Origin of the sequence: Actinomadura rubrobrunea NBRC 15275, assembly GCF_001552235.1 — a bacterium.
Taxonomy (GTDB): Bacteria; Actinomycetota; Actinomycetes; order Streptosporangiales; family Streptosporangiaceae; genus Spirillospora; species Spirillospora viridilutea.
Window position 1 is genome coordinate 1 of sequence record NZ_BCQU01000101.1, and the last position, 23,520, is coordinate 23,520.

19 protein-coding genes are annotated in these 23,520 nt (G+C 73.7%); 12 read left to right on the forward strand and 7 right to left on the reverse strand.

The genetic code is table 11. From position 1 onward, the window contains the following. Positions 1-52: 52 nt before the first annotated feature. A complete protein-coding gene (gene glpX / locus AR3_RS24455; protein WP_067917240.1) occupies positions 53-1,087 on the reverse strand; it encodes a class II fructose-bisphosphatase in 1,035 nt (344 codons plus the stop codon). Between the two features lie 183 nt (positions 1,088-1,270). Between glpX and AR3_RS24460 the strand changes: the two genes are divergently transcribed. Together AR3_RS24460 and AR3_RS29960 are read left to right on the forward strand one after the other, a co-directional pair. Next, positions 1,271-1,957 carry a TetR/AcrR family transcriptional regulator gene (locus tag AR3_RS24460; RefSeq protein ID WP_083951903.1) on the forward strand — a complete coding sequence of 229 codons (687 nt, stop codon included), beginning with the start codon at positions 1,271-1,273 and terminating at the stop codon, positions 1,955-1,957. A 20-nt stretch (positions 1,958-1,977) separates the two neighbouring features. Then, complete coding sequence (locus AR3_RS29960) at positions 1,978-2,820, forward strand: DUF4245 domain-containing protein (RefSeq protein ID WP_083951905.1); 843 nt, start codon at positions 1,978-1,980, stop codon at positions 2,818-2,820. A gap of 25 nt (positions 2,821-2,845) precedes the next feature. Here AR3_RS29960 and AR3_RS24470 read toward each other — a convergent pair whose 3' ends face one another. Further along, on the reverse strand, positions 2,846-3,100 hold the full coding sequence (locus tag AR3_RS24470) for an exodeoxyribonuclease VII small subunit (protein WP_067917242.1): 255 nt from the start codon (positions 3,098-3,100) through the stop codon (positions 2,846-2,848). Positions 3,101-3,109: 9 nt separating this feature from the next. Then, the gene (gene xseA, locus AR3_RS24475) at positions 3,110-4,330 is read right to left on the reverse strand and encodes an exodeoxyribonuclease VII large subunit (protein WP_067917245.1); all 1,221 of its coding nucleotides are present in this window, start codon (positions 4,328-4,330) and stop codon (positions 3,110-3,112) included. 125 nt (positions 4,331-4,455) lie between these two features. On the opposite strand from xseA, the gene AR3_RS24480 reads away from it, so the two are divergent. Both AR3_RS24480 and AR3_RS24485 read left to right on the forward strand, forming a co-directional pair. Further along, on the forward strand, positions 4,456-4,944 hold the full coding sequence (locus tag AR3_RS24480) for a MarR family winged helix-turn-helix transcriptional regulator (protein ID WP_313819755.1): 489 nt from the start codon (positions 4,456-4,458) through the stop codon (positions 4,942-4,944). A gap of 10 nt (positions 4,945-4,954) precedes the next feature. Next, complete coding sequence (locus AR3_RS24485; protein ID WP_067917246.1) at positions 4,955-6,205, forward strand: MFS transporter; 1,251 nt, start codon at positions 4,955-4,957, stop codon at positions 6,203-6,205. 67 nt (positions 6,206-6,272) lie between these two features. Here AR3_RS24485 and AR3_RS24490 read toward each other — a convergent pair whose 3' ends face one another. Beyond that, positions 6,273-7,094 carry a DUF8129 domain-containing protein gene (locus AR3_RS24490; protein WP_146150170.1) on the reverse strand — a complete coding sequence of 274 codons (822 nt, stop codon included), beginning with the start codon at positions 7,092-7,094 and terminating at the stop codon, positions 6,273-6,275. Positions 7,095-7,334: 240 nt separating this feature from the next. Between AR3_RS24490 and AR3_RS24495 the strand changes: the two genes are divergently transcribed. After that, complete coding sequence (locus AR3_RS24495; protein WP_067917251.1) at positions 7,335-8,294, forward strand: 4-hydroxy-3-methylbut-2-enyl diphosphate reductase; 960 nt, start codon at positions 7,335-7,337, stop codon at positions 8,292-8,294. A gap of 132 nt (positions 8,295-8,426) precedes the next feature. Here the strand turns inward: AR3_RS24495 and AR3_RS24500 are convergent, their stop codons facing one another. Both AR3_RS24500 and AR3_RS24505 read right to left on the reverse strand, forming a co-directional pair. Further along, positions 8,427-8,981 carry a DUF6542 domain-containing protein gene (locus AR3_RS24500; RefSeq protein WP_227022953.1) on the reverse strand — a complete coding sequence of 185 codons (555 nt, stop codon included), beginning with the start codon at positions 8,979-8,981 and terminating at the stop codon, positions 8,427-8,429. Between the two features lie 56 nt (positions 8,982-9,037). Beyond that, on the reverse strand, positions 9,038-10,423 hold the full coding sequence (locus tag AR3_RS24505) for a DNA recombination protein RmuC (protein ID WP_067917253.1): 1,386 nt from the start codon (positions 10,421-10,423) through the stop codon (positions 9,038-9,040). 163 nt (positions 10,424-10,586) lie between these two features. Between AR3_RS24505 and AR3_RS24510 the strand changes: the two genes are divergently transcribed. From AR3_RS24510 to AR3_RS24530, 5 genes are all read left to right on the forward strand, one after another. Further along, positions 10,587-11,594: an alpha/beta hydrolase fold domain-containing protein gene (locus tag AR3_RS24510; RefSeq protein WP_067917255.1), complete on the forward strand. Its 1,008-nt coding sequence runs from the start codon at positions 10,587-10,589 to the stop codon at positions 11,592-11,594. A gap of 111 nt (positions 11,595-11,705) precedes the next feature. Continuing rightward, entirely contained in the window at positions 11,706-12,797 is a 1,092-nt protein-coding gene (gene ychF, locus AR3_RS24515; protein ID WP_067917276.1) for a redox-regulated ATPase YchF, read from the forward strand. Between the two features lie 613 nt (positions 12,798-13,410). Then, the gene (locus tag AR3_RS24520; RefSeq protein ID WP_083951907.1) at positions 13,411-14,442 is read left to right on the forward strand and encodes a conjugal transfer protein; all 1,032 of its coding nucleotides are present in this window, start codon (positions 13,411-13,413) and stop codon (positions 14,440-14,442) included. Positions 14,443-14,514: 72 nt separating this feature from the next. Continuing rightward, complete coding sequence (locus AR3_RS24525; protein ID WP_067917259.1) at positions 14,515-14,799, forward strand: hypothetical protein; 285 nt, start codon at positions 14,515-14,517, stop codon at positions 14,797-14,799. 89 nt (positions 14,800-14,888) lie between these two features. Continuing rightward, the gene (locus tag AR3_RS24530) at positions 14,889-17,996 is read left to right on the forward strand and encodes a TcpE family conjugal transfer membrane protein (protein WP_067917261.1); all 3,108 of its coding nucleotides are present in this window, start codon (positions 14,889-14,891) and stop codon (positions 17,994-17,996) included. Between the two features lie 177 nt (positions 17,997-18,173). Here AR3_RS24530 and AR3_RS24535 read toward each other — a convergent pair whose 3' ends face one another. Then, the gene (locus AR3_RS24535; protein ID WP_067917263.1) at positions 18,174-19,178 is read right to left on the reverse strand and encodes a hypothetical protein; all 1,005 of its coding nucleotides are present in this window, start codon (positions 19,176-19,178) and stop codon (positions 18,174-18,176) included. Positions 19,179-19,241: 63 nt separating this feature from the next. Here AR3_RS24535 and AR3_RS24540 point away from each other — a divergent pair, with 63 nt between their 5' ends. Further along, complete coding sequence (locus tag AR3_RS24540; protein ID WP_067917265.1) at positions 19,242-21,743, forward strand: ATP-binding protein; 2,502 nt, start codon at positions 19,242-19,244, stop codon at positions 21,741-21,743. Further along, the coding region (locus AR3_RS24545; protein WP_067917267.1) for a type IV secretion system protein at positions 21,740-23,520 on the forward strand (1,781 nt) is incomplete at its 3' end. The genes AR3_RS24540 and AR3_RS24545, both read left to right, overlap by 4 nt.

Here is a 23,520-nt window from a genome sequence, read left to right on the forward strand (position 1 = left end):
GGGCGCCGCCGGACGGCCGGCCGCGCGGGCGCCGGGCGCGGCGGCCCGGCCCTCACTGCGCGGTGTCGAAGTTGATGGCGCTGTAGGCGCGCAGCTTGCTCAGCTTGTGCTCGCTGGTGATGGAGCGGATCGTGCCGCTGCGCGACCGCATGACCAGCGAGTGCGTGACCGCGGTGCCCTTGCGGTAGCGGACGCCGTCGACCAGCTCGCCGTCGGTGATGCCGGTGGCGGCGAAGAACACGTCGTCGGAGGTGACCAGGTCGTCGGTGGTCAGCACCCGGTCCAGGTCGTGCCCGGCCTCCCGCGCCTTGGCGCGCTCCTCATCGTTGCGCGGCCACAGCCGGCCCTGCAGCATCCCGCCCATCGCCTTGATCGCGCAGGCCGCGATGATGCCCTCCGGGGTGCCGCCGATGCCGAGCAGCAGGTCCACGCCGGTGCCCTCGCGCGCCGCCATGATCGCCCCGGCGACGTCGCCGTCGGTGATGAACTTGATCCGCGCGCCGGCGGCCCGGACCTGCCGGACGATGTCCTCGTGCCGCGGCCGGTCCAGGATCACCACGGTCACGTCGTGCGGCGAGGAGCCCTTGGCCCGCGCGACCGCGGCGATGTTGTCGGCGATCGGCCGTTCGATGTCCACCACGTCGGCGGCCTCCGGCCCGGTCGCCAGCTTCTCCATATAGAACACCGCGGACGGGTCGTACATCGACCCGCGCGGCGCCACCGCCAGCACGGCGATCGCGTTGTTCATGCCCATGGCGGTCAGCCGGGTGCCGTCGATGGGGTCCACGGCCACATCGCATTCGGGGCCGGTGCCGTCGCCCACGTGCTCGCCGTTGAAGAGCATCGGGGCGTCGTCCTTCTCGCCTTCGCCGATCACCACCACGCCGCGCATGGCGACGGTGTTGATCAGCTGGCGCATGGCGTTGACGGCCGCGCCGTCGGCGCCGTTCTTGTCGCCGCGGCCGACCCATCGCGCGGCGGCCATGGCGGCGGCCTCGGTGACCCGGACCAGTTCCAGCGCCAGGTTCCGGTCCGGCGCCGCGGGCTCGGTGACGAGCGGGGACTGGACGGTGGTGTCATGCGACATGGCGTAACGGCCTTTCGGTCGATGATCTCCGTGGATTGTCCGCGCGCCCCGTCCAGGCGGACAAATTGGACCAGACCAGACGCGGCGCATGCGGGGTCACATACCCCGAACGGCCCGCCTTTGACGGACCGGACGCCGCGGGGATCGCGCCCCACCGGCCGATAGGGCGTAATCTCAGGGCTCATGAGCAGCGACATCGATGTCCCCTCCGGCGGGGTCGCCGCCGCGGCGGGCGCGGCCGGGGCGTCGGCGCGGGACGCCGCCGCCGAGACGCCCGCCCGCACCTCCGACCGCGGCGCCGCGACCCGCAGCGCGCTGCTGGCCGCCGCGCGGGACGTGTTCTGCGAGGCGGGCTTCGCCCAGGCCGCGGTGACCGACATCGTCGCCAAGGCCGGGGCCAGCGTCGGCAGCCTCTACCACCACTTCAACGGCAAGGCCGACCTGTACCTCACGCTGTTCGAGGAGTTCCAGGGACGCCAGCAGGAGCGCACCCGCGAGGCGGTGAACCGGGCGCGCGAGTCCGGAGAGAGCGACCCGATGCGGCTGTTCATCGCCGGCGCGGGCGCCTACCTGGACGGCTGCCTGGCCGAACGGGACGTGGCCCGGCTGTTCATCTCCGGCGACGGGCCGCCCGGGTTCGACCGCGTCATGCGCCAGCGGCTCAACACGTGGGCCCGCCGCAACGCCGCCCTGTTCCACACCGCCGACGGGGGCGTCGACGAGGCGCTGGTCGTCGTGCTCACCGGGGCGATGGCCGGCGCGGTCTCGGAGATCTCGCTCAGCGACGACGAGGCGGCCTCCCGCCGGCTGGCCGAGGACGTCATGGCGATCATCTCCACGATCCACAACCCCCGGACGAAGCGGCGCTGAGGGTGCGGGATCCTGGGAACGTGAGCGAGAAGACCCCACCGACGAAAGACGCGACCGACGACCTCCCGCGGCCGGAAGCGGCCGCGTCCGGCGAGGCGGCCGCGTCAGGCGGCACGCCGCCGTCCGAGACCGCGTCGCGCGACGACGCGCCGGCGCGGTCCGCCGCGAGCGACGCCGCGGCGGACGGGGGCGCGGTCGGCGAGGGCCCGGCGGGCGAGGGCTCGGCGGCGGGGGAGGCGACGACTCCCGCCGCGCAGGGGCCGGTCCGGGTGAGTCCCGCCGTCTACAAGCGGCTGACCTCGGGGCTCGGCGGGTTCAGCCTGGCGATGGGCGTCTGCTTGCTGCTCGTCGGGGCCATCTACCTGATCACGCCGCGCAGCCACAAGGAAGTCCTGCCCACCATCGACTACCGGAGCCACCTCTGGGCGATGCGCACCGGCGCCCCCTACACCGTGTACGCGCCCGAAGGGCTGCCCCCCACGTGGCGTCCCACCAGTTCGCGGGTGCACGGCCTGGGCGGGGACAAGAAGAAGGGGCCGGTGGCGTGGCACCTGGGCTTCATCACGCCCAGCGAGGAGTACGCGGCGCTGGAGCAGAGCAACGAGAAGGCGTCCGAGTACGTCCCCAGGATGACCAACAACAAGAAGCCGATCGGCACCCAGCAGGTCAACGGCGTCACCTGGACCAAGTACCACCGCAAGGACAAGAAGGCGAACTCCCTGGCGCGCACCCTGCCCGACGGGGTGAGCCTGGTGGTGACCGGCACCGCCTCCTACGAGGAGCTGGCGGTGCTGGCGGCGTCCCTCAAACCGCAGCCCAAGGGCGGCGCGGTGCCCGCGTCCTCCCCGGCGAACCCGTCCTGAGGACGGGGCCGGCCCCGTGGCGGCCTCAAAAGGGCGCGGCCGGGCCGTCCCCCTCCCCGGACTCGCTCAAGGCCGCGGCCAGGCGCGCGCGGGCGCCCTCCAGCCACTCCTCGCAGATCCCGGCGAGCTTCTCCCCGCGCTCCCACAGGCTGAGGGACTCCTCCAGCGTGAGCCCGCCCGCCTCCAGGCGCTGGACGACCTCGGCCAGCTGGTCGCGCGCCTGCTCGTAGGTCAGCCGCTCACCGGAGCCGTCGCGCTGCTCAGGGTTCTCCTGGGTCACCGTTCCAGCCTAGTCGCCGTCCCGATCGCCGTCCGAGACCGTGACCGCGACGCGGCCGTCCGCCAGGCGCAGCAACAGCCGCTCCCCGGCGGAGACGGAGGCCGCCTCCCGCACCACCGCGCCGTCCTCGCGCTGGACGATCGCGTATCCGCGTTGCAGCGTGGCGGCGGGGGAGAGGGCGACCAGCCGGGCCCGGGTGTGCGTCAGCTCGTCGCCCGCCCGGTCGAGGGCGGCGGCCAGGCAGCGGCGGGCCCGGTCGCGCAGCGCCAGCACCCGCTCGTCCTGCCGCTCGATCTCCCGGATCGGATCGGCCAGCGCGGGCCGCGACCGCATCGCCTTCAGCCAGGCCAGCTCCCGCTCGACCGCGCCGGCCAGGCAGCGGCGGCCGCGGTCGCGCAGCTGCCGCACGTACTGGAGCTGTTCGCGCACGTCCGGGACGACCTTCTTCGCCGCGTCGGTGGGCGTGGACGCGCGCACGTCGGCGACCAGGTCCAGCAGCGGGGTGTCCTGCTCGTGCCCGATGGCGCTCACCACCGGGGTGCGGCACGCGGCGACCGCCCGCACCAGCGCCTCGTCGGAGAACGGCAGCAGGTCCTCCATGGACCCGCCGCCGCGGGCGATGACGATCACGTCGATCTCGGCGTCGGCGTCCAGCCGGCGCAGCGCCTCCATCACCTCGCCGACCGCGTACGAGCCCTGCACGGCGACGTTCTCGACCTGGAACGCCACGGCGGGCCAGCGCCGCCGGGCGTTGCGCAGCACGTCGTGCTCGGCGTCGGAGTCGCGCCCGCAGATCAGCCCGACCTTGCGCGGCAGGAACGGCAGCGGCCGCTTGCGCTCGGGGCGGAACAGCCCTTCGGCCGCCAGCACCCGCTTGAGCCGCTCCAGCCGGGCCAGCAGCTCGCCGACGCCCACCGGGCGCACCTCCAGGGCGGCCAGCGAGAACGTCCCGCGGTTGATCCAGAAGTCGGGCTTGGCGTGCAGCACGACCCGGGCGCCGTCGGCCACGGCGGGCCCGGCCGCCTCGAACACCGCGCGCGGCCCCACGACCCGCACGGACATGTTCGCCACCGGGTCGCGCAGCGTCAGGTAGACCGTGCCGCCGCGGACGTTCAGGTCGGTGATCTGCCCCTCGACCCAGATGCGCCCCAGGCGCCCGATCCAGCCGCCGACCGCCTGCAGCACGGTGCGGACCGGAACCGGCGACTCCGCCGAGGTCTCCATCGCCATGCTGGCAGCCTATGCCGCCGCGCGCCTCGCCGACGCCCGGCGCGGCGAGACGACCGGGGGCTCCCGCGAGTAGTTAGGTCCACTAACTTAGACTGGCTAAGTAATTGTCCGCGAGGTGACCGTTCGTGACAGCGTCCGACCGTTCGTCCCGTCCCGCGCCGCCGCCCGCGCCCGGCCGGGCGCCCGAGCCGACCGCGGCCGACCGCGCCCTGGCCCAGGAGTTCAACCGCCGGCTGCGCGACGTCGTCCTGCTGCTGCGCCGGGCGTCGGCCGACCAGCCCGTCACCGCCCAGCAGCTGGCGGTGCTGGGCTCGCTGGAGGCCGGGCCGCGCCGGATGACCGGGCTCGCCGCCGAGCACGGCGTCCGGCTGCCGACCATGAGCGCCCAGATCAACCGGCTGGAGCGCGACGGGCTGGTGGCGCGCGGCCGGGACGCCGCGGACGCCCGCGTGGTCGCCGTGCGGCTGACCGAGGCGGGCGCCGAGCGGCTGCGCGCGGGACGCGAACGCCGCCTGGAGTTCCTGGCCCGGCGGTTCGCCGCCCTCAGCGACGAGGACCGCGCGGCCCTGGCCGCGGCGCTGCCCGCCCTGGAACGGCTCCTCACCGTCTCCTGAAAGGACCTTCATGCAGACGACGCCCCCCGGCGCCCCGTCCGCCCCCGAGCGGGCGGCGCGGCGCGGCGGCATCCTGCGCCAGCCCCTGTCGGTCTGGGCGACCGCCTTCGCCGCCGTCGTGGCCTTCATGGGCATCGGCCTGGTCGACCCGATCCTGCCCGCCATCGCCAAGGGCCTGCACGCCACGCCCAGCCAGGTCTCCCTGCTGTTCACCAGCTACTTTTTGATCACGGCGGTGGCCATGCTGCTCACCGGGTGGGTGTCCAGCCGCATCGGCGGCCGCCGCACGCTGCTGCTCGGACTGGCGCTGGTGGTCGTGTTCGCCTCGCTGTCGGGCACGTCCGACACGGTGGCCCAGCTGGTCGGGTTCCGGGCCGGCTGGGGGCTCGGCAACGCCCTGTTCGTGGCCACCGCCCTGGCGGTGATCGTCGGCGCGGCCAGCGGCGGCGCCGAGTCGGCGATCATCTTGTACGAGGCGGCGCTCGGCCTCGGCATCTCGACGGGGCCGCTGCTGGGCGCGCTGCTCGGCGACATGAGCTGGCGCTACCCGTTCTTCGGCACCGCCGCCCTCATGGCCGCCGGATTCGTGCTGATCGCCGTGCTGCTCGGGAAGACGCCCCCGCCCGAGCGGCGCACCCGGCTGTCGGACCCGATCCGGGCGCTCGGCCACGGCGGCCTGTCCACCACCGCGTTCGCCGCGCTGTTCTACAACTACGCCTTCTTCACCGTGCTCGCCTTCACCCCGTTCGTGCTGGGCATGGACGCGCACGGCATCGGCCTGGTGTTCTTCGGCTGGGGCGTCATGGTGGCGCTGGCCTCGGTGTTCGCGGCGCCCCGCCTGCAGCGGCGCATCGGGACGACCCGCGTCATGCACTTGGCGCTGGGCCTGCTGGTGCTGTGCGAGCTCGGCCTCGCGCTGACCGGCAAGACCGGGATCATCGTGTCCACGGTCCTGTCGGGCGTCCCCATCGGGCTGAACAACACCGCCTTCACCGAGGCCGCCATGGAGGTCTCCGAGGCGCCGCGTCCGGTCGCCTCGGCGGGCTACAACTTCGTCCGCTGGCTCGGCGGCGTCATCGCCCCCTACGCCGCCGGACGGCTCGGCGAGGACATCAGCCCGGACCTGCCGTACTACGTCGCCGTGGTCAGCTGCCTGATCGCCGCGCTGATCCTCCTCCTGGGGCGGCGCCACCTGCGGGGACTGGATCGTGCGCACGACGCGCCCGCCTCCCGGGAGGCTCCCGTGCCCAGCAGCGCGTAGCCGCCGAAAGCCGAACGGCCTCCGGGACCGGGTCCCGGAGGCCGTCGTCGCTGACGTCGCCGCCCGGTCAGGAGAGGCCGTTGAGCTTGGCGATGCGGCGCTCGTACATGCGCAGGACGTCGGCGCGGGCCGCGTGCTTGCTCTCGTACTCGCGCAGCAGCTTCACCTGCTCCACCGACAGGCCGCGCAGCCGGGCGCGCAGCTGCGGCAGCGTGGCCTGGTCGTAGTTGGGCACCGGCAGGTCCTCCGCGAGCTTCTCGGCCTCCGCCTGCGCCGCGGGCTTGGATTCGGGCCTCGGCTCGAACGCGGACTTGTCCGCGACCTCGGTCTCCGCCCCGTCCTTGGGCTTCGTCTCGGCCTTGGGCTTCGTCTCGTCCTTGGGCTTGGTCTCGTCCTTGGGCTTGGTCTCGGCCTCGGGCTCGGCCTTGCTCTCGGGCGCGGGTTCGGGCGCGGGCTTCGGCCGGGCCGCGGGCTTCGGTTCGGGCATGGGCTTCGGTTCGGGCGTGGGAGCCGCGGGCTTGCCCACGGAGATCTCCCCGCCGGCGGGCCGGGCCGCGGGCTTGGGCCTGGCGGGCGGCTCGGCGACCCGGGTGCGGGCGCTCGCCGGGGGCGGCGCGGTCTCGGTCTCGCCGCCGCGCACCCGCTCGACCACGTGGCCGACGACCTTCTCCGCGGTGCGCCGGACGTCGGTGCCCAGCCGGCCCAGGACGGGGCGGATCCCGCCGCCCTCGGTCAGCTCCTTGTAGTCCCTGGTCAACCGGTCGCTCAGCAGCAGGGCCCGGCCCACGCCGAACATGGCCAGGCGGACGGCGTGCAGCGGGAGGTCGCGAACCTGCTCGCCGACGGTGTCGCGGACCCGCTCCTTGAGGCGGCGCGGCGATCTCGTCATCGTCATCCACTCCCTGCTGTCCGGATCCTCGGATCGGTCGCTCGGCTCCTACCCGCTCGTCACATTTCACTCTGCCGCATGGGCGGGAGACCGGTCACCCCGGCCCGACGGATTCCGGGCCCGACGGGCCGTGGAGCCGATCACAGCGGGACCCGGCCGGAGCCCCGCCCCCCGCCGCGGCGCGGCGCCGCCGCCCGCGGCGGTACGGGAGCGGCCGACGCGGCCCCGTACGATAGGGGCATGACCTCCACCAGCCAGCGCAAGGTCCTGCTCGCCAAACCACGCGGTTACTGCGCGGGCGTGGACCGCGCCGTGCAGACGGTCGAGATCGCCCTCGACAAGTACGGGCCGCCCATCTACGTGCGCAAGCAGATCGTCCACAACGTGCACGTGGTCAAGACCCTCGAGGAGCGCGGCGCGATCTTCGTGGACGAGACCGAGGAGGTGCCCGAGGGCGCCATCGTGGTCTTCTCCGCCCACGGCGTCGCCCCCGCCGTCCACGAGGAGGCGCGCAGCCGCAACCTGCGCACCATCGACGCCACCTGCCCGCTCGTCACCAAGGTGCACAAGGAGGCGGTCCGGTTCGCCAAGGAGGACTACGACATCCTCCTGATCGGGCACGAGGGCCACGAGGAGGTCATCGGCACCACCGGCGAGGCGCCCGACCACATCCACCTGGTGGACGGCCCGGACGACGTCGCCAACGTGAAGGTCCGCGACCCGGAGAAGGTCGCCTGGCTGTCGCAGACCACCCTGTCGGTCGACGAGACGACCGCCACCGTCGCCAAGCTCCGCGAGCGGTTCCCCAAGCTGATCGACCCGCCGTCCGACGACATCTGCTACGCCACCCAGAACCGCCAGACCGCGGTCAAGGAGATGGCGGCCCGCGCCCAGCTGGTCATCGTGGTCGGCTCGGCCAACTCGTCCAACTCGATGCGCCTGGTGGAGGTCGCCAAGGAGCACGGGGCCGACAACGCCTACCTCGTCGACTACCCCGAGCAGATCGACCCGGCATGGCTGGAGGGCGTCACCACCGTGGGCGTCACCAGCGGCGCCTCCGTCCCGGAGGAGCTCGTGCAGGGCGTGCTGGCCTGGCTGGCCGAACGCGGCTTCGGCGACGTCGAGGAGATCGAGTCCGTCCAGGAGAGCATGCGCTTCGCTCTGCCGCACGAGCTCCGCAAGGATCTCCGCTCGGCCTGACAGGCGCCGACCGCCGCTTGAACCGGCCTTTGTTCCGCGTTCCGCTGCGCGCGTTCACCGCACGGACCGGCGTTCGGCCTGACCTGCGGCAAGGCGCGTCCGGCCCGGCCGCGTGACCGGCGCGCGGCCGGGTCAGTCGACGTCGCCGTGGTGGAGGCGGCGGTCGCCGGGGGAGGCCGGCGCCTCCTCCCACCTCACCGGGTTCTCGTTCTCCTCTTCCTCGAAGAGCCGGATCCGGGCCAGCTTGGCGCGCAGCTCCCGGACGTTGTCCGGCAGCCCGCGCGGCAGCGACAGCAGCAGCACCAGCAGCGTCCCCCCGAACAGCCACGGCGCGGTCGTGGCCAGCGACGTCAGCAGCCCGACCGTGACGCCGCGCAGCAGCGACTCCTCCCCGAGCGAGGTCAGGAACTCGGCCAGGGCGGTCGCCACGAGGAACACCAGCGGCGGGCTGACCACGAGCGTGAGCAGGTCGGCGGGACGGGTGGTCAGGACCGCCAGGACGCACCCGGCGACGAACCCGGCGCCGGCGGGCAGCGACCAGTCCAGCCAGCGCGACAGCAGCGCGCCCAGCAGTCCGGCGGCGAAGATCACCACGATGCCGCCGCGGGCCGTCAGCGCGACCGGCGAGCCCCCGCCCGAGCGGGGCCGTGGCGCGGCGCTCCGACCGCGCCGGTTCGCACGTCGCACAGCCCTCCCCGCGGCAGGCGAGGCGTCCCCCGACGCGTCGCGTACCGTCGATGAACTCATTGCCACCTCTCTCGCCGATCAATCTGATCAGGGATGGCCCGCCTGCCGAAACCTATCGGCTCGGTCGCCGGGTCCGGCCGGGAACGCGCGCCGTCCCGGGCCGTCCCGACGTCGCCGCCGGGGTCCCGTTCACTGTGATCCCGTTCGTCGGCCTCCCGTTCGCCGGCGTCGCGGAATTCGGCGGCCGACAGGGCGCGCGGGGTCTCCTCCACCGGGCCGGGGGAGTCCAGGGCCGCCTCCACCACGCCCAGCTCGTTCAGGCGCCGCGCGCTCGCCAGGACCCGCGTCTCCAGCGACCCCACCGTCCGGTTGTAGGACCGGACCGCGTTCGTCAGCGACCGGCCCAGCTCGTCCATGTGCCGCCCCATCGTGCCGAGCCGCTCGTACAGTTCCTTGCCCAGCTCGAACACCGCGCGGGCGTTGCGCGACAGGGCCGCCTGCTGCCAGGCGTACGACGCGGTCCGCAGCATCGTGACCAGCGTGGTCGGCGTGGCGATGTGCACCCGGTGCCGCATCGCGTACTCCAGCAGGCCCGGGTCGCGGTCGAGCGCGGGCGCCAGGAACGCCTCCCCGGGGATGAACAGCACGACGAACTCTGGGGCCGGGCTGAACGCCTGCCAGTAGGACTTGGCCGCGAGACGGTCCACGTGCTCCCGCAGGTGCCGCGCGTGCGCGTCCAGGCGCGCGCGCTCGACGGCGGGATCGTCGGCGGCGGCGGCTTCCAGGTACGCGGCCAGCGACACCTTCGAATCGACGACGATGTTCTTGCCGCCCGCGAGCCGCACCACCATGTCGGGACGCACCGTCGTCCCGTCGACCGTGGACGCCGCGGCCTGCTCGTCGAAGTCGCAGTGGTGCGTCATCCCGGCAAGCTCCACCACGCGGCGCAGCTGCAGCTCGCCCCACCGCCCCCGCGCCTCGGGGCGTTGCAGCGCTTTGACCAGCGCGCGGGTCTCATTGCGCAGCTGCTCGGAACTCTGCCGGACGAACTCCACCTGCTTGGCCAGCATGGCGTGCGATTCGCGGCGGCCCGTCTCGACCTCCCGCAGCTGCTCCTCCACCTTCGCCAACGTCTCGCGCAACGGGGCCACCAGGTGCTCCACCGCCAGCTTGCGGCGCTCCAGCTCGCCCGCGGCCTCCGCCCCCGCCGCCCTGAGCCGCGCGTCGGCCAGTTCGAGGAAGCGTTCGTTGCTGGCGTCCAGTGCCCGCGCGGACAGGTTCTCGAAGTGCTCGGCCATCCGCTCCTCGGCGTACGCCAGCTTCTCCTCGGCGGCCTTGGCGCGGGCGATCAGACCGGCCTGGCGCCCGGTGGCGAGCGCGAAGCCGACCACCACGCCGAAGGCGGCCCCCACCACCAGTCCGGCGAACAGCGCGAGATCCATTCGTTCATCGTGACAGCGCGGCCCGCCCCCACCGGGACGACGCGCCGAGACGACCCCGCCCCGGACATTCGCCGGACATCGCCCTCAGCGGCCACTTACGCGCGCGAAGCGGGCGCGGTAGCGTCCGGTGCCGTCGTGGCGCGGCCGTCCTCGAGGAGGCAGCATGACGACCAGCATCAGTGCCGAGACGCTTCGTCTCGTCGCGGCCACAGCGGCACAGCGCAAAGTCGCCAGGACGCTGGCGATGGAACCGGGCGGCCCGCCGACCCTGCGCGCCCGGATCGCCAACCAGGTCATCCGCGCGGTGCTGATGACGGCTTGGCGCTGCACGCCCGATTCCGAGGCGGGCATGACGCGCATGCAACGCGCCACCGACCTGTTGGGCCGCCTGTTGGCCGTTCCGCGCGGGGTGTCCATCTCACCGCAGGACCTGGGGGCGTGCACGGCCGAGTGGGTGCGCGCCGGCACGCCCGACGAACGCCGCGTCATCCTGTACCTGCACGGCGGCGCCTACTTCTTCGGCAGCCCCCGTCTGTACCGTCCGTTCACCTGGCGGCTGTCGGCCGCCACGGGACGCCCTGTGCTGGCACTCGACTACCGCCTGGCGCCGCGCCACACTCCCGGCGACGCCCTGGACGACGCGCTCACCGCCTACCGCTTCCTGCTGGGCAGCGGCTACAGGGCGCAGGACGTCGTCGTCGGCGGCGACTCGGCAGGGGGCCACCTGACTCTCGCGCTGCTGCTGGCGTTGAAGGAGCACGGCACGTCTCTTCCCGCAGCCGCCGTATGCCTGTCCCCGTGGGTCGACCTGTACTGCGAGGCCGACTCCCACCGTCTCAACCGCCGCACGGACTGCCTCCTCCCAGCGGACAAGCTCGCCTGGCTGGGCCGCCTGTACTGCCAGGAGAAGGAGGACGACGACCCCCTGTTCTCGCCCCTTCGGGGAGACCTGTCGGGCCTGCCCCCGCTGATGGTGATGGCCAGCGGCTCGGAGATCCTCCGCGACGACGCCCGCGATCTGGCCGCACGAGCGCGCGCGGCGGGCGTGCACGCCGTCCACCAGGAATGGGACGGCATGACGCACGTCTTTCCGGTGTTCGCCGAGTTCATCCCCGAAGGCAAGGCGGCCTTCCGGCACGTCGCCGAGTTCCTGCGGGCCGTCGAGGCCTGAACAGGCCGTTCGTCGATCGTCGGTCAAGCGGCCGGCCGTTCGACCGCGGCCACCGCCGGCGGGCCCGGCCGAGGCCCGTCCAACCTGCCGGGCCCCATAGACTTGACGGTCGTGAGCCTTTCCATCGGAATCGTCGGGCTGCCCAACGTCGGCAAGTCCACCCTGTTCAACGCGCTGACCAAGAACGAGGCGCTGGCCGCCAACTACCCGTTCGCGACCATCGAGCCCAACGTCGGCGTGGTCGGGGTGCCCGATCCGCGGCTGGCCCGGCTGGCCGAGATGTTCGGCTCGCAGCGGATCGTGCCGGCGACCATGGAGTTCGTGGACATCGCCGGCCTGGTCAAGGGCGCCTCCGAGGGGCAGGGGCTGGGCAACAAGTTCCTCGCCAACATCCGCGAGACCAACGCGATCTGCCAGGTCATCCGGGTGTTCGACGACCCGGACGTCACCCATGTGGACGGCGAGCCGGCGCCCGCCCGCGACATCGAGACGATCAACACCGAGCTGATCCTGGCCGACCTGCAGACGATCGAGCGGGCCCTGCCGCGCCTGGAGAAGGAGGCGCGCACCACCAAGGACAAGGACAAGCTCGAGGTCGTCGAGGCGGTCACCGCCGCGCAGAAGGTGCTCGACGAGGGCGTCACGCTGTTCGCGGGCGCCGCCCCCGCCGGGATCGACCTGTCGCTGCTGCGCGACCTGCACCTGCTGACCGCCAAGCCCTTCCTGTACGTGTTCAACCTCGACGAGGAGGAGCTCGGCGACGAAGGGCTGCGCGCCCGGCTGAGCGAGCTGGTCGCCCCCGCCGAGGCGATCTTCCTGGACGCCAAGATCGAGGCCGAGCTCATCGAGCTGCCCGACGACGAGGCGCTGGAGCTGCTGCAGGGCATGGGCCAGCAGGAGTCCGGCCTGGCGCAGCTCGTCCGCATCGGCTTCGACACCCTCGGCCTGCAGACCTTCCTGACCGCCGGCCCCAAGGAGGCCCGCGCCTGGACGATCCGCAAGGGCGCCACCGCGCCCGAGGCGGCCGGGGTCATCCACTCCGACTTCCAGCGCGGCTTCATCAAGGCCGAGATCGTCTCCTACGACGACCTGATCGCCGAGGGCTCCATGGCGGCCGCCCGCAGCGCCGGCAAGGTCCGCATGGAGGGCAAGGACTACGTCATGCAGGACGGCGACGTGGTCGAGTTCCGCTTCAACGTCTGACCTGGGGGTTCGAAGCGGGGCGCCCGCGCGGACGGGCGGGCCGCCCCTCGTACGGCCGTCCTTCGTGCAGTTGCACCGCAACCTGCGGACGCGCCCGGCCCGTGCGCCGTCGGGCGGTCGCGCGCGTCGGCGCGGAGCGGGCCGCGGGCGGCGAGCCGGAAGGTCGGAACGCTCTTGCCTCCGTGTCGGTGCTTGCGTGGCGACAAAGACAGGTCGTATGTCCAGTTGATGGTCTGATGTCTGATTCTCTGGTGATCGCCTGCTGAACTGCGGCGCGACCTGGAGGCGAAGTGTCCTGCGTGCCGCGGTGCTCGTCCAGAACAGGCGGCGGCGCGCCGTTCGGAACCCTGGATAGGGGATCGTCACCGTTTGGTCAACTTCCCCGTTCCGACTGAGGTGGATTGCATTATCCACAACCGCGTGCCGGGGCTGTGCTTCGCCGCGATGCGCTGGAACAATTGACGCTCGTGGTTACCCTGGGCCCTTAGTGGGGTCCGGAAACCGCCACGCCGCCCCTCGGGCGGGTGAGGGCCGCACCAGGACAGGACCAGAGCAGGACCAGGCACAGGCACACGACCGCGCCGACCGGGGGCGAGGCGCGAGCGGAGGCAGGATGGCTCGCAGGTCGGCCGTGGGACACGGCCGTGAGACCGCCGTGGTCGAGGAGACGGCGCCGGGCGGCGCCGCGCTCGGCCAGGCCGTCGATCCGTGGGACCCGCCGCGGGGCCGCGGGCGCGGGAAGCGCTCCGGCGGCGGCTCCGGCCCGCGGGGAGGCCGCTGGGGCGGCTCCGGCGGCCGCTGGTGGGTCTGGGTCGGCCGCGCCGTGCTCTGGGCGCTGATCATCGTCATCGTGGTCAACGGGGTGCGGGCCCCCTTCGAGCGCTTCACCGCCGAGGACTCCGGCGCGTCCGGGACGCAGCGTTCCGAGAAGGGCACGCGCTTCCCCACCAGCGCGGCGAGCGCGTTCGCGCTGCAGTTCGCCAACGTCTACCTCAACTACGACCAGAAGGACGCGCCGGCGCGCGAGGAGCAGCTGCGCGCCTTCCTGCCCGAGGGCGCCGACGGGCAGTTCGGCTGGAACGGCGTCGGCAAGATGCAGGTCCAGTCGGTCAACGTCGCCGGCGTGGACGTCAGGGACGACCACAACGGCGTCGTCACCGTCCTGGCGCGCAGCCAGGACAAGTGGCTCCGGCTGGCCGTGCCCGTCTACGCCGCCAACGCCTCGTCGCTGGTCGTCTCCGGCCGGCCCGCCCTGCTGCCGCCGCCCGCCAAGGCGGCTCCCCCGCAGCAGGGGGTGCGCGACCGCGACAGCGCGCTGGAGAGCGAGCTGCAGCCCGTCCTCGGCACCTTCTTCCAGGCGTACGCGAGCAGCAACCAGGAGTCGCTGGCCCGCTTCTCCGACGGCGCCGCCATCGGCGGGCTGGCCGGCGCGGTGACCTTCTTCCAGGTCCGCGAGATCGTCGCGCCCCGGGGGCCGGCGGGCGAGCGGACGGTCACCGCCACCGTGGCCTGGCAGCTGCCCGGCACCGGCCCCGGCGGCGCCGGCGGCGAGCTGGAGCAGACCTACGAGCTGGCGATGGTCAAGAAGGGGGCGAACTGGTATGTGCGGAGCATTCGCGGCGCCACCCCATTGAGCGGATCATGAGAGGCCACGACGTGAGACAACACCGGGGCCCGACCTCGGGCCGGGCCGCACGACCAGGAGGGTAGTCCGTCGATGCTGCAGCACATCTTGGCGTCCATTCCGCCGGAGGTCGTGGCGGCGCCGAACGACGAGCTGCGGACCGATCAGCTCGCGGACTGGCTGCGCCAGATATTCGGACCTTTGTTCCTTGTGATCGTCTCCATTGTGGCGATCTTCTTTCTGTTCACCCGAGAGATCACGCGTTTCGTGCAATTCATCGTCTTGGCGATCGGGATCGGGGTGGTCTTCTACGTTCCGAACATCATCGAGACCACGGCCAAGGCGATCGCCAAGGCCCTCGGCGTCGACTTGACCTGACCGGGGGCCGCGGTCACCGAGGGAGGTCGGAACGGCCCCGCGCGGGGCCGCAAGCGGCACTGTGCTTGCACGGTTAGGGGAGTTGGGGCGTGGACCTACCCACGTACACGAACATATGGCGCATCGAGAAGCGGCTGTACAAGCTGTACGACCTGCGGCTTCCGATGCCCCTGCCGCTCGTCCAGGTGGGCGTGTTCGCGGGCGTGTTCGTGCCGTGGATCGTCCTGCTCCGGTTCATCGGCGTCCCCTTCGAGTCCCCCTGGCACGTGCTCTACATCGTCCCGCCCGGGGTGCTGACGTGGCTGGCCACCCGTCCGGTCATCGAGGGCAAGCGGCTCACCGAGCTGCTGCTGTCGCAGGCGCGCTACCTGGCCGAGCCGCGCACCTGGTGCCGGCTGACCCCCATCCGCGAACCGCGCGAGGTCGTCGTCGTGGCGCGCGTGTGGCGCCGCGCCGCCGCACCGGAGCGCGCCGCCGGCAAGCAGCGCCGCAAGGCCCGCCGCTCTCAGCCGGCCGTCGAGCAGGCGCCGGTCCCCGTGCCGGTGCCGGGCCCCGCCGTGGCCTCCGCTCCGCAGCCCCTGGCCGAGTACGCCGCGCAACGCCGGGCCGCCGCGCCCGAGGCGGCGTACGGCTCCGCGGGCGCCCTCCCGGCGACCTCCGCTGAGGCCGGCGACAGCGGCCATGTCCGCTCCGGCGCCCTGGCCGCCGGAAGTCCCCCCGCCCCGGCGCCTCGCGCGCGCACCCCGTGGACGGACGCCGCCGGACCGGCGCCCTCCACGGCGGACACTCCCGCGCGTCCAGCGGCGCAGACGACGTCCGCCCAGTCCACCGCTCCTGCCCAGGCCGCGTCCGGCACCGCCTCCCCGCGCGCTCGCGCCGCACATGACGGCGCGGCGCCCCAGGCGGGGGTTTCCGGCCAGGGCGGGGGGCCGCGCACGTCGCCGTGGGCGCAGACGGCTCAGGCCGACGTCGCGGGAGCAGGCGCGGGGGAGGCGGCGCGTGCACGGGCCGCCGACGCCCCGGCGCCGTCCACCGCCCCCGCGTCCCCGCAGCCCCAGGAGGGGGCGCACGCCGACGAGAACGCGGCCCTGACCGCCTCCGAGGCGCAGGCCGTGGACTCCGCGCCCGCCCACAGCTCCGCCGCGACCGGAAGGCCGTCCCGCCCAGGCGGTTCCCCCGCGGACGCGTCGACGGGCGGAGAAGGCACAGTGGCGCGTGCGGGCTCCCCGGCGCGGGACGGCGACGCGCCGCAGGCGAGCGACGACGGAAAGGCGGCGACGCCGGATCCCGCGGCACCCCGCCGGACCTACGTGGTCGGCACCGAGAACGACGTGCGCGTCGCCGGTCCGGAGACGCGGTCGAAGCGCAAGGACAAGCCGTGGCGGCGCACCACCCGTGACATCGCGCACGAGGACGACATGTGGGTGGCGCGCCCCGAAGCCGCGGACGGCGGCGTGCCGAGCGAGCTCGAACGGCCGCCCGCAACGCCGACGCTCGACGCGCACCCCGACGGCCACGACGGCGGCGCCGGAACCCCCGCCGGGTCGGGCAAGCGCGCCTTCGCCTCGGGCGTGCGGCGTCCGGGCGAACCGGCGGAGCTGTGGCAGGCGGCGGATCCGCAGACACGGCGGCAGCGGCCCGCGCAGGCGTCGCAGCCGCCGACGACGCGTCCCGACATCCCGCGGCCGCAGGCCCGTCCGGACGCCACCCGGCCGGTCGCCCCGCAGCAGCCCGCCGCGACCCGCTCCGACATTCCGCGCGTCACCCGGCCCGCCCCGGCCGCCCGGCCGGGCGGTCCGGCGCAGCCGCCGCGTCGCGAGGACGCCGCTCGGCAGACCCGCACCGACATGCCGACGGTGCCGGGCGCCTTCGGAGGCGGCGCGCAGTCCGGACCTCCGCGGTCGCCGGAGCCCGCGCGGCAGCAGCAGCCGGCGCCGCAACAGCCCGCGCAGGGTGCGCGGCCGCCCGCTCCGAAGACGCCGTGGGCGAAGGGGCCGTCCAAGCCGCCGCGTCCGGCGCCCACCGACGCCCTGGTGTGGCCGCCCGCGCCTCCCGAGCCCCGCCCGGGCGAGCCCCAGGCGGGAGCGCCCCGGCCCGGTGAGGGGCGGACGGGCGCGCCGCGGCCCCAGGAGTCCGCCGGTGCGGCCCCGCGGACCGCGCCGCACGAGCCGCCTCGCGAGGTGCGTTCCGGGCCCGCGTCGCCGATTCGTCCCGGGCCGCCGCCCGCGCAGCCGCGCGTGCGCCCGCGGCCCGTCCCGCCTCCGCCGGAGCCGCCCGCCCACGGTCCCGCCATCACGCCGCCCGACCCCGAGCAGCAGCAGGCGTCGCCCGGCGGGCTGCGGCGACTGCTCCAGGCGGTCGGCGGCGGGCACGGCGAGGCCGACGCCGAGTACCAGGCGCGGCTGCAGCAGCCGTTCCAGGGCACCCGGCACATCGTGGTGCTCGGCTGCACCGGCGGCGCCGGGCAGACCGTCACCGCGCTGATGCTCGGCCACACCTTCGCCCAGCACAACGGCGAGCCGGTGGTGGCGATCGACATCAACCCGGGGCCGGGCGCGCTGGCGCGCCGCACCCGCAGCGAGACCAACGAGACGCTCACCGGGCTCATCACGCGCGCCGACCAGGTGACCAGCCTGACCGCGATGCGGCGCTACACCTCGCAGGCCAAGTCGGGCCTGGACGTGATCGCGGCCGGCAAGAACCCGCTGCAGGCGCTGGACGACCGCGACTACGCGCTGGCGATCCGCACCATCGACAAGTTCTACTCGGTGACGCTGCTGGACGCCGCCGCCGCGGTGGTGGCCCGCGTGCTGCCCTACGCCGACCAGCTCGTGCTCGTGGCCCCCGCCAGCGCGGACGCGCCGCGCGCGGTGGCGATGACGTTCGAGTGGCTGGACGGGCACGGCTACGCCGAGCTGCGCTCCCGCGCGGTGACCGTCATCAACGGGGTCAGCCGCCGCAGCATGGACGACGTCGAGCAGGCCGAGGCGGTCGCCCGGGGCCGCTGCCGGGCCCTCGTGCGCATCCCGTGGGACGATCACCTCAGCATGGACCGCGCGCCGCGCAACGAGCTGAGGTCGCTGCGCGCGCCGACGCGGCGCGCCTATCTCGCGCTCGCCGGGGTGGTCGCCGGCGGGTTCACCGTCGTGCCCGAGCGTTACCAGGAGCCGCAGCAGGAGCAGGAGGCCGCCCGATGAGCCCGCGCCCCGCCCACCGGAGCCGCCCGAGATGAACCTCGCGACCAGCCCCGCAACGGCCGTGTCGGGCGGTCCTGACATCCCGGTCTCGATGCGCGGCGTGCGGCCGTCCGATGCCCGACCGCGTCCCGCGGCGGCAGACCTCCCGGCACGGCGTGCGAAGCGGCCTTCGTCCAGCTACGGCCCCGGCGACGCCGCGACGACTTGCGCATCGACCTCCGCGTCGGCCTGCGCGCGGAGTGATGCGACGCCCCGCGCACCGATGCGCCCGCCGACCTCCGCGTCGTTCGGTGCGTCGGCCGATGTGACGCCCTGCGCGTCGATGCGCCGGCCGAACTTCGCTTCGGTGGATGCCCCGACCGGTGTGACGCCCTGGGCGTCGCTGTGTGCGTCGAGCTGCGCGGCGACTCGCGTATCGGTTGGTGCGCCGACCGGTGTGACGCCCCGCGCGGCGATGTGCGCGTCGGGCTGCGCATCAACCCTCGCGCCGGAGCTCGTGCCCACCCGTGTGTCGAGCCCTATGACGGCTTCTGGCACGGTCAGCGCGACGGCCGGTACGCGGACCCGCGTGTCCGTGTCGGTGCCGAGCCGCGCATCGGTTTGCGCGTCGATCGGCGCGGGGACGTGCGTGTCGATGTGGACATCGGGTACTGCGTCGGCACTTGTGCCGACTTGCTCGTCGAGATGCGAGACGGCTTCTGCGTCGGTCTGTGCGACGGCTGGTGCGACCTGGGCGTTCGTGTCGGCGTCGGGTTGTGCGGTTGGTGCGCCGAGCGGTGCGACCCCCCACCCGTCGATGTGCGGGGCTTCTGCTTCGGCGCTCGTTCCGCCTCGTGCGTCGAGGTGTGCGGAGGTTTTGGGAACGGACGTTCGTCCGGGCGTGACGTCGGCGATGGGCGCGGGCGCGGCGTGCATGCGGAAGACGCGGCGGCCTGTGCATGTCGCGGCGTCGGGACGATGTGCGTTGTCGGCTCGGTTGTCGGGCGGCACCCCCTGCAGGCCGCCCTGCCGGGCCGCGGCGTCCGTGCGCGCGGCGGCAAAGGAGCGCGTCATGCAGGCGTGCGCGCGCCCCGCCGCCGAGACGGGAGCGGCCGCCTGGGGCCGCCGGACGCGGCGAGACGTGAACCGGTGCGGCGCGAGCCGCGTGGTGAAGTCGCGCGGCGCGCGCCGGACGGCGAACATCGTGTGCGTTGGTAGTGGTCAGGCACGGCGAGACGCGACTCGCGTGGCGAGCGGAGCGGGGCGATGAGCAGGGCATCGAAGGCTCGGACGAGTCGGCTGGCGGTACGGTACTTCGACGACCGGGTGCTGCTCACCGACAGCGCGGCGTGGGCGTACTTCCGGCTGCCGACGGTGTCGTACGAGTTCACCACCGCCGAGGAGCGCGAGGCGCTGGCCACCAACATCACCATCGCGCTGGCCGGGATCCGGATGCCGGACGCCGAGATCCATCTGCGCATCGCGCACCGCACGTACCCGGCGGCGGAGTGGGCGCTGGCGCTCGACCGCACGTCCGACGGCGGGCCCGGCTGGCGCGAGTACCTGGAGGAGTCCTACGCGCACGTCTGGGCCAAGGACTTCTGGACCAAGGAGGTCTACCTGGGCGTGCGGCTCGGCCCGCGCGGGGTGGGCGCGCACCTGTCGGGCGGGGTGCTCTCGCAGCTGCTCGGCTTCTACAAGCGCAGCGAGAAGGTGCTGGGCATCGACGACGACGCCATCGACGACAAGGAGATCGCGCGCTGGACCGAGCAGGCCGAGCGGATCGGCCGGGCGCTGTCGTCGTCGGCGCTGCGCGCCCGGCACGCCACGTCGACGGAGGTGGCGTGGCTGTTCCAGCACGCGGTGACCGCGTCGCTGGCCGACCCGCCGCCGTCGGCGGTGCCGCGCCGCACGTGGGGCAAGGGCGAGATCGAGGCGCTGGTCGAGGGCGCCATCCACAACGGCCGCTCGTACCTGCGGGTGGAGCAGCCCAACTCGGGCGGCGTGGGGTCGGGCGCGACCGCGCAGTCCTACGTGGCGTACCTGTCGTTCGCGCGGTTCCCGGACATGATGCCGTTCCCCGACGGCGAGCCGTGGATGCACTACGCCGACGCGCTGCCGTTCCCCGTCGAGATCAGCTCGCGGATGAAGCTGGTGCCGCCCGCCAAGGCGTCCCGGGACGTCTCCCGCAAGCTGGCGCACGCCCGCGACATGGACCAGCACATCCGGGAGGCGGGCGCGGAGGCGCCGATCGCGCTGGCCGAGCAGATCGACGCGGCGCGGATGCTGGAGCACGGCATCACCAAGGAGCGGCTGCCGTTCGTGTACGGGTGGCACCGGCTGATCGTGTCGGCGCCGACCGAGGAGCTGCTCGCGCAGCGGGTGGACGCGGTCGTCGAGCACTACCGCGACATCGGCATCGACGTGGTGAACTCCACCGGCGACCAGTTCTCGCTGTTCTGCGAGTCGCTGCCGGGCGACCGGATCCGGCTGAACGCCTACGCGCAGCGGCAGCCGCTGCGCACCATCGCGGGCGGCATGCCCACCGCGACCGTCGACCTCGGCGACCGCCCGGACGAGAACTCCGAGGGCTGGGTCGGCCCGTACATCGGCGAGACGCTGGGGCGGGCCCGGTCCATCGTGCACTTCGACCCGCTGGTCGCCGCGGCCCGCAACCGTCCCACCGCCGTCGCGATCACCGGGGAGCCGGGCGGCGGCAAGACCACCCTGGCGCTGCTGCTGCTCTACCAGATGGCGCTGCGCGGCGTGACGATCGCGGCGATCGACCCGAAGGGCGACGCCGAGTCGCTGGTGGAGCTGCTGCGCAGGCGCGGGCGCAAGGCGCGGATCCTGCCGCTGGGGTCGGCCGCGCCCGGCCTGCTGGACCCGTTCTCGTTCGACGACGACCTGGCCGCCAAGAAGACGATGGCGACCGAGACGCTGCGGCTGCTGCTGCCGCGCATGTCCGAGGAGCGCGAGTCGGCGATGATCCAGGCGGTGGGCGCGGTCGCCAACGCCGAACGGCCGTCGCTCGGCAAGGTCGTCGACTACCTGGAGCAGTCCGACGACCCGGCGTCCAAGAACCTCGGCGCGGTGCTGCGGTCCATGTCGGAGATGCGGCTGGCGCGGCTGTGCTTCGACCCGTCCGGCGGGGAGCGCATCGACACCGAGGGCTGGACCACGGTGTTCACGCTGAGCGGGCTGACCCTGCCCGACATGGCGATCTCGCGGGACGACTACTCCTACGAGCAGCGCCTGTCGGTGGCGCTGATGTACCTGGTGTCGCAGTTCGCGCGGCGGCTGATGCACGGCCTGGACCGGCGGCTGCCCAAGGCCATCTTCCTCGACGAGGCGTGGGCCATCACCTCCACGCCCGAGGGCGCCAAGCTCGTGCCCGAGGTGTCGCGGATGGGCCGGTCCCGCAACACGGCCCTCATCCTCGTGTCGCAGAACGCCGGAGACCTTTTGAATGAACAGGTGACCAACTGCTTGTCGTCGGTGTTCTCGTTCCGCTCCTCCGAACGGGTGGAGGTCGAGAACGTGATGTCGCTGCTGGGGGTGGAGAACTCCGACGAGCACAGGGCCGTGCTGCGCAACCTGGGCAACGGCGAGTGCATCTTCCGGGACCTGGACGGGCGGGCCGGTCGCATCGGCGTCGATCTGATCTCCGAGGAGCTGCTGCGCTGGCTGGACACCAACCCGACCCGGTCGCGTCCCGGGTCCGAGCTCACCACGGCGGGGGCAGAGGTCGAGGAGGTCGGTCGATGAGGCGTCCCCGCACGGCGACGGCGGCCCGTCGCCTCCGTGCGCCGCGGCGCCGGCCCGCGGGGCCGGCGCGGGTCCGGGTGCAGCGGTCCCCGGCCGAAGGGCTGGACCCGGCCGTGCTCGCGTCGCGGCGGCCGCGGTTCCCGCGCCGGCGGCGCCGGGCCCGTCCGGCGCGCCGCCGGACGGCGGTGCTGCTGTCGCTGCTGGCGGTGTTCCTGCTCAGCCCGGTGGCGCCCGCGGGGGCGTCGATCCCGCTGCCGAGCCCGGGGGACGCGTGCCGCCCGGCCGACGCCCCGGCGCCCGAGCAGTACGGGTCCGGCACCGACGGGCTGATCAAGCCGCCGAACTACCCCGATGAGAAGCTGCGCCGGACGCCGGCCGACCAGCTGACCTACTACGACCGGTACGGGACGGCGGGCCAGACCTGGTACGCGGTCGACATGGGCTGCTCGGACGCGATGGCCATGATGGGCAACGCGCTGGCCAACACCACGTTCACGCTGGTGCGCGCCATCGACCGCACCACGATCAGCGTGTACCAGGCGGCCGCGTCCGACGCGCTGCTCGGCTGGCTCAAGAACACCGTCGACGGCGTCATCAGCGACATCGGCAAGACGTTCAACGCCCGCTACTGGTCCTGGGTGGTGATCCTGGGCGCGATGTGGCTGGCCTGGTGGGGGCTGGTGCGCAAGCGGGCCAGCAAGGTCACCGAGGGCGTGATCTGGATGGTCGCGGCGATGGTGGCGCTGATCTGGCTGATCGCCCGGCCGTCGGACTTCACCACGCTGGGCACCAAGGTGTCGGAGGCGACCAGCGCCGCGTTCAACGCCGCGCTGCCGCAGAGCGACACCCGCGGCAGCACCTGCATCCCGCGGCCGGACGGCAAGCCCGACCCGGCGGCCTCGGCGAACGTCGACGCCACCACCCGCAACGCCAACGGGCTGTGGGTGGCGCTGGTGTGCAAGCCGTGGCTGATGGGCGAGTTCGGCACCACCGACCCCAACGCCAAGATCGTCAAGGAGAACGCCGACAAGCTGCTGTGGGCGCAGGCGGTGGACCTGACCGAGACGCACGGCGGGCAGCGGGTCGACCTGGCCAAGAAGGCCGACGCGTACAAGGACGTGGCCAAGAACATCAAGGAGGAGCACGCCGGGGTCTACCCGCTGTTCCAGGGCAAGAACTGGACCAGCAGGCTCGCCGTGGCGTTCGGCGGGCTGTTCGCCGCGCTCGTCGCCGGGCTGCTCATCCTCGTCATCGCGATCGCGCTGATCGTGGTGAAGATCGCGTTCCTGCTGCTGCTGGTGGCCGGGCCGATCTTCCTGGGCATCGGCATCCATCCGGGCGTCGGCCGGGTGATCGCGGTGCGCTGGCTGGAGCTGCTGCTGTCGATGCTGCTCAAGCAGGCCGCGCTGATCGGCGTGCTGTCGCTGCTGCTGTGGGCGTACGGGCTGATCCTCGGCGAGACGCTGCCGTGGGGCCTGCAGATCCTGCTCATCGCGCTGGTGACGTTCGCCGCATTCGTCTACCGCAAGCCGTTCCAGCACCTGTTCTCCGCGGTCGGCTACTCGGCCGTGGGGGCGCGGGAGAAGAGCGAGGCGCAGCTCGACAAGTCGGTGATCGAGGCGCGCAAGAACACCACGGCGCTGGCGACCGCGGTGGTGCCGGGCGCGGCCGGCTACCGGCTGGGCCGCCTCGCCAAGCGGGACGCGGCGGCCGACGGGGCGTCGCTGGCGGACGCGTCCGTCGGCGCCGGCGTGGCGGACCGGCGCGGCGGGGTCGG

Bases quoted from the DNA above. Each gene is read 5' to 3' on its own strand.
- glpX (WP_067917240.1), bottom strand. From the start codon at position 1,087: ATGTCGCATGACACCACCGTCCAGTCCCCGCTCGTCACCGAGCCCGCG.
- AR3_RS24460 (WP_083951903.1), top strand. From the start codon at position 1,271: ATGAGCAGCGACATCGATGTCCCCTCCGGCGGGGTCGCCGCCGCGGCG.
- xseA (WP_067917245.1), bottom strand. From the start codon at position 4,330: ATGGCGATGGAGACCTCGGCGGAGTCGCCGGTTCCGGTCCGCACCGTG.
- AR3_RS24485 (WP_067917246.1), top strand. From the start codon at position 4,955: ATGCAGACGACGCCCCCCGGCGCCCCGTCCGCCCCCGAGCGGGCGGCG.
- AR3_RS24490 (WP_146150170.1), bottom strand. From the start codon at position 7,094: ATGACGAGATCGCCGCGCCGCCTCAAGGAGCGGGTCCGCGACACCGTC.
- AR3_RS24495 (WP_067917251.1), top strand. From the start codon at position 7,335: ATGACCTCCACCAGCCAGCGCAAGGTCCTGCTCGCCAAACCACGCGGT.
- AR3_RS24505 (WP_067917253.1), bottom strand. From the start codon at position 10,423: ATGGATCTCGCGCTGTTCGCCGGACTGGTGGTGGGGGCCGCCTTCGGC.
- AR3_RS24510 (WP_067917255.1), top strand. From the start codon at position 10,587: ATGACGACCAGCATCAGTGCCGAGACGCTTCGTCTCGTCGCGGCCACA.
- AR3_RS24520 (WP_083951907.1), top strand. From the start codon at position 13,411: ATGGCTCGCAGGTCGGCCGTGGGACACGGCCGTGAGACCGCCGTGGTC.
- AR3_RS24525 (WP_067917259.1), top strand. From the start codon at position 14,515: ATGCTGCAGCACATCTTGGCGTCCATTCCGCCGGAGGTCGTGGCGGCG.
- AR3_RS24535 (WP_067917263.1), bottom strand. From the start codon at position 19,178: ATGTTCGCCGTCCGGCGCGCGCCGCGCGACTTCACCACGCGGCTCGCG.
- AR3_RS24540 (WP_067917265.1), top strand. From the start codon at position 19,242: ATGAGCAGGGCATCGAAGGCTCGGACGAGTCGGCTGGCGGTACGGTAC.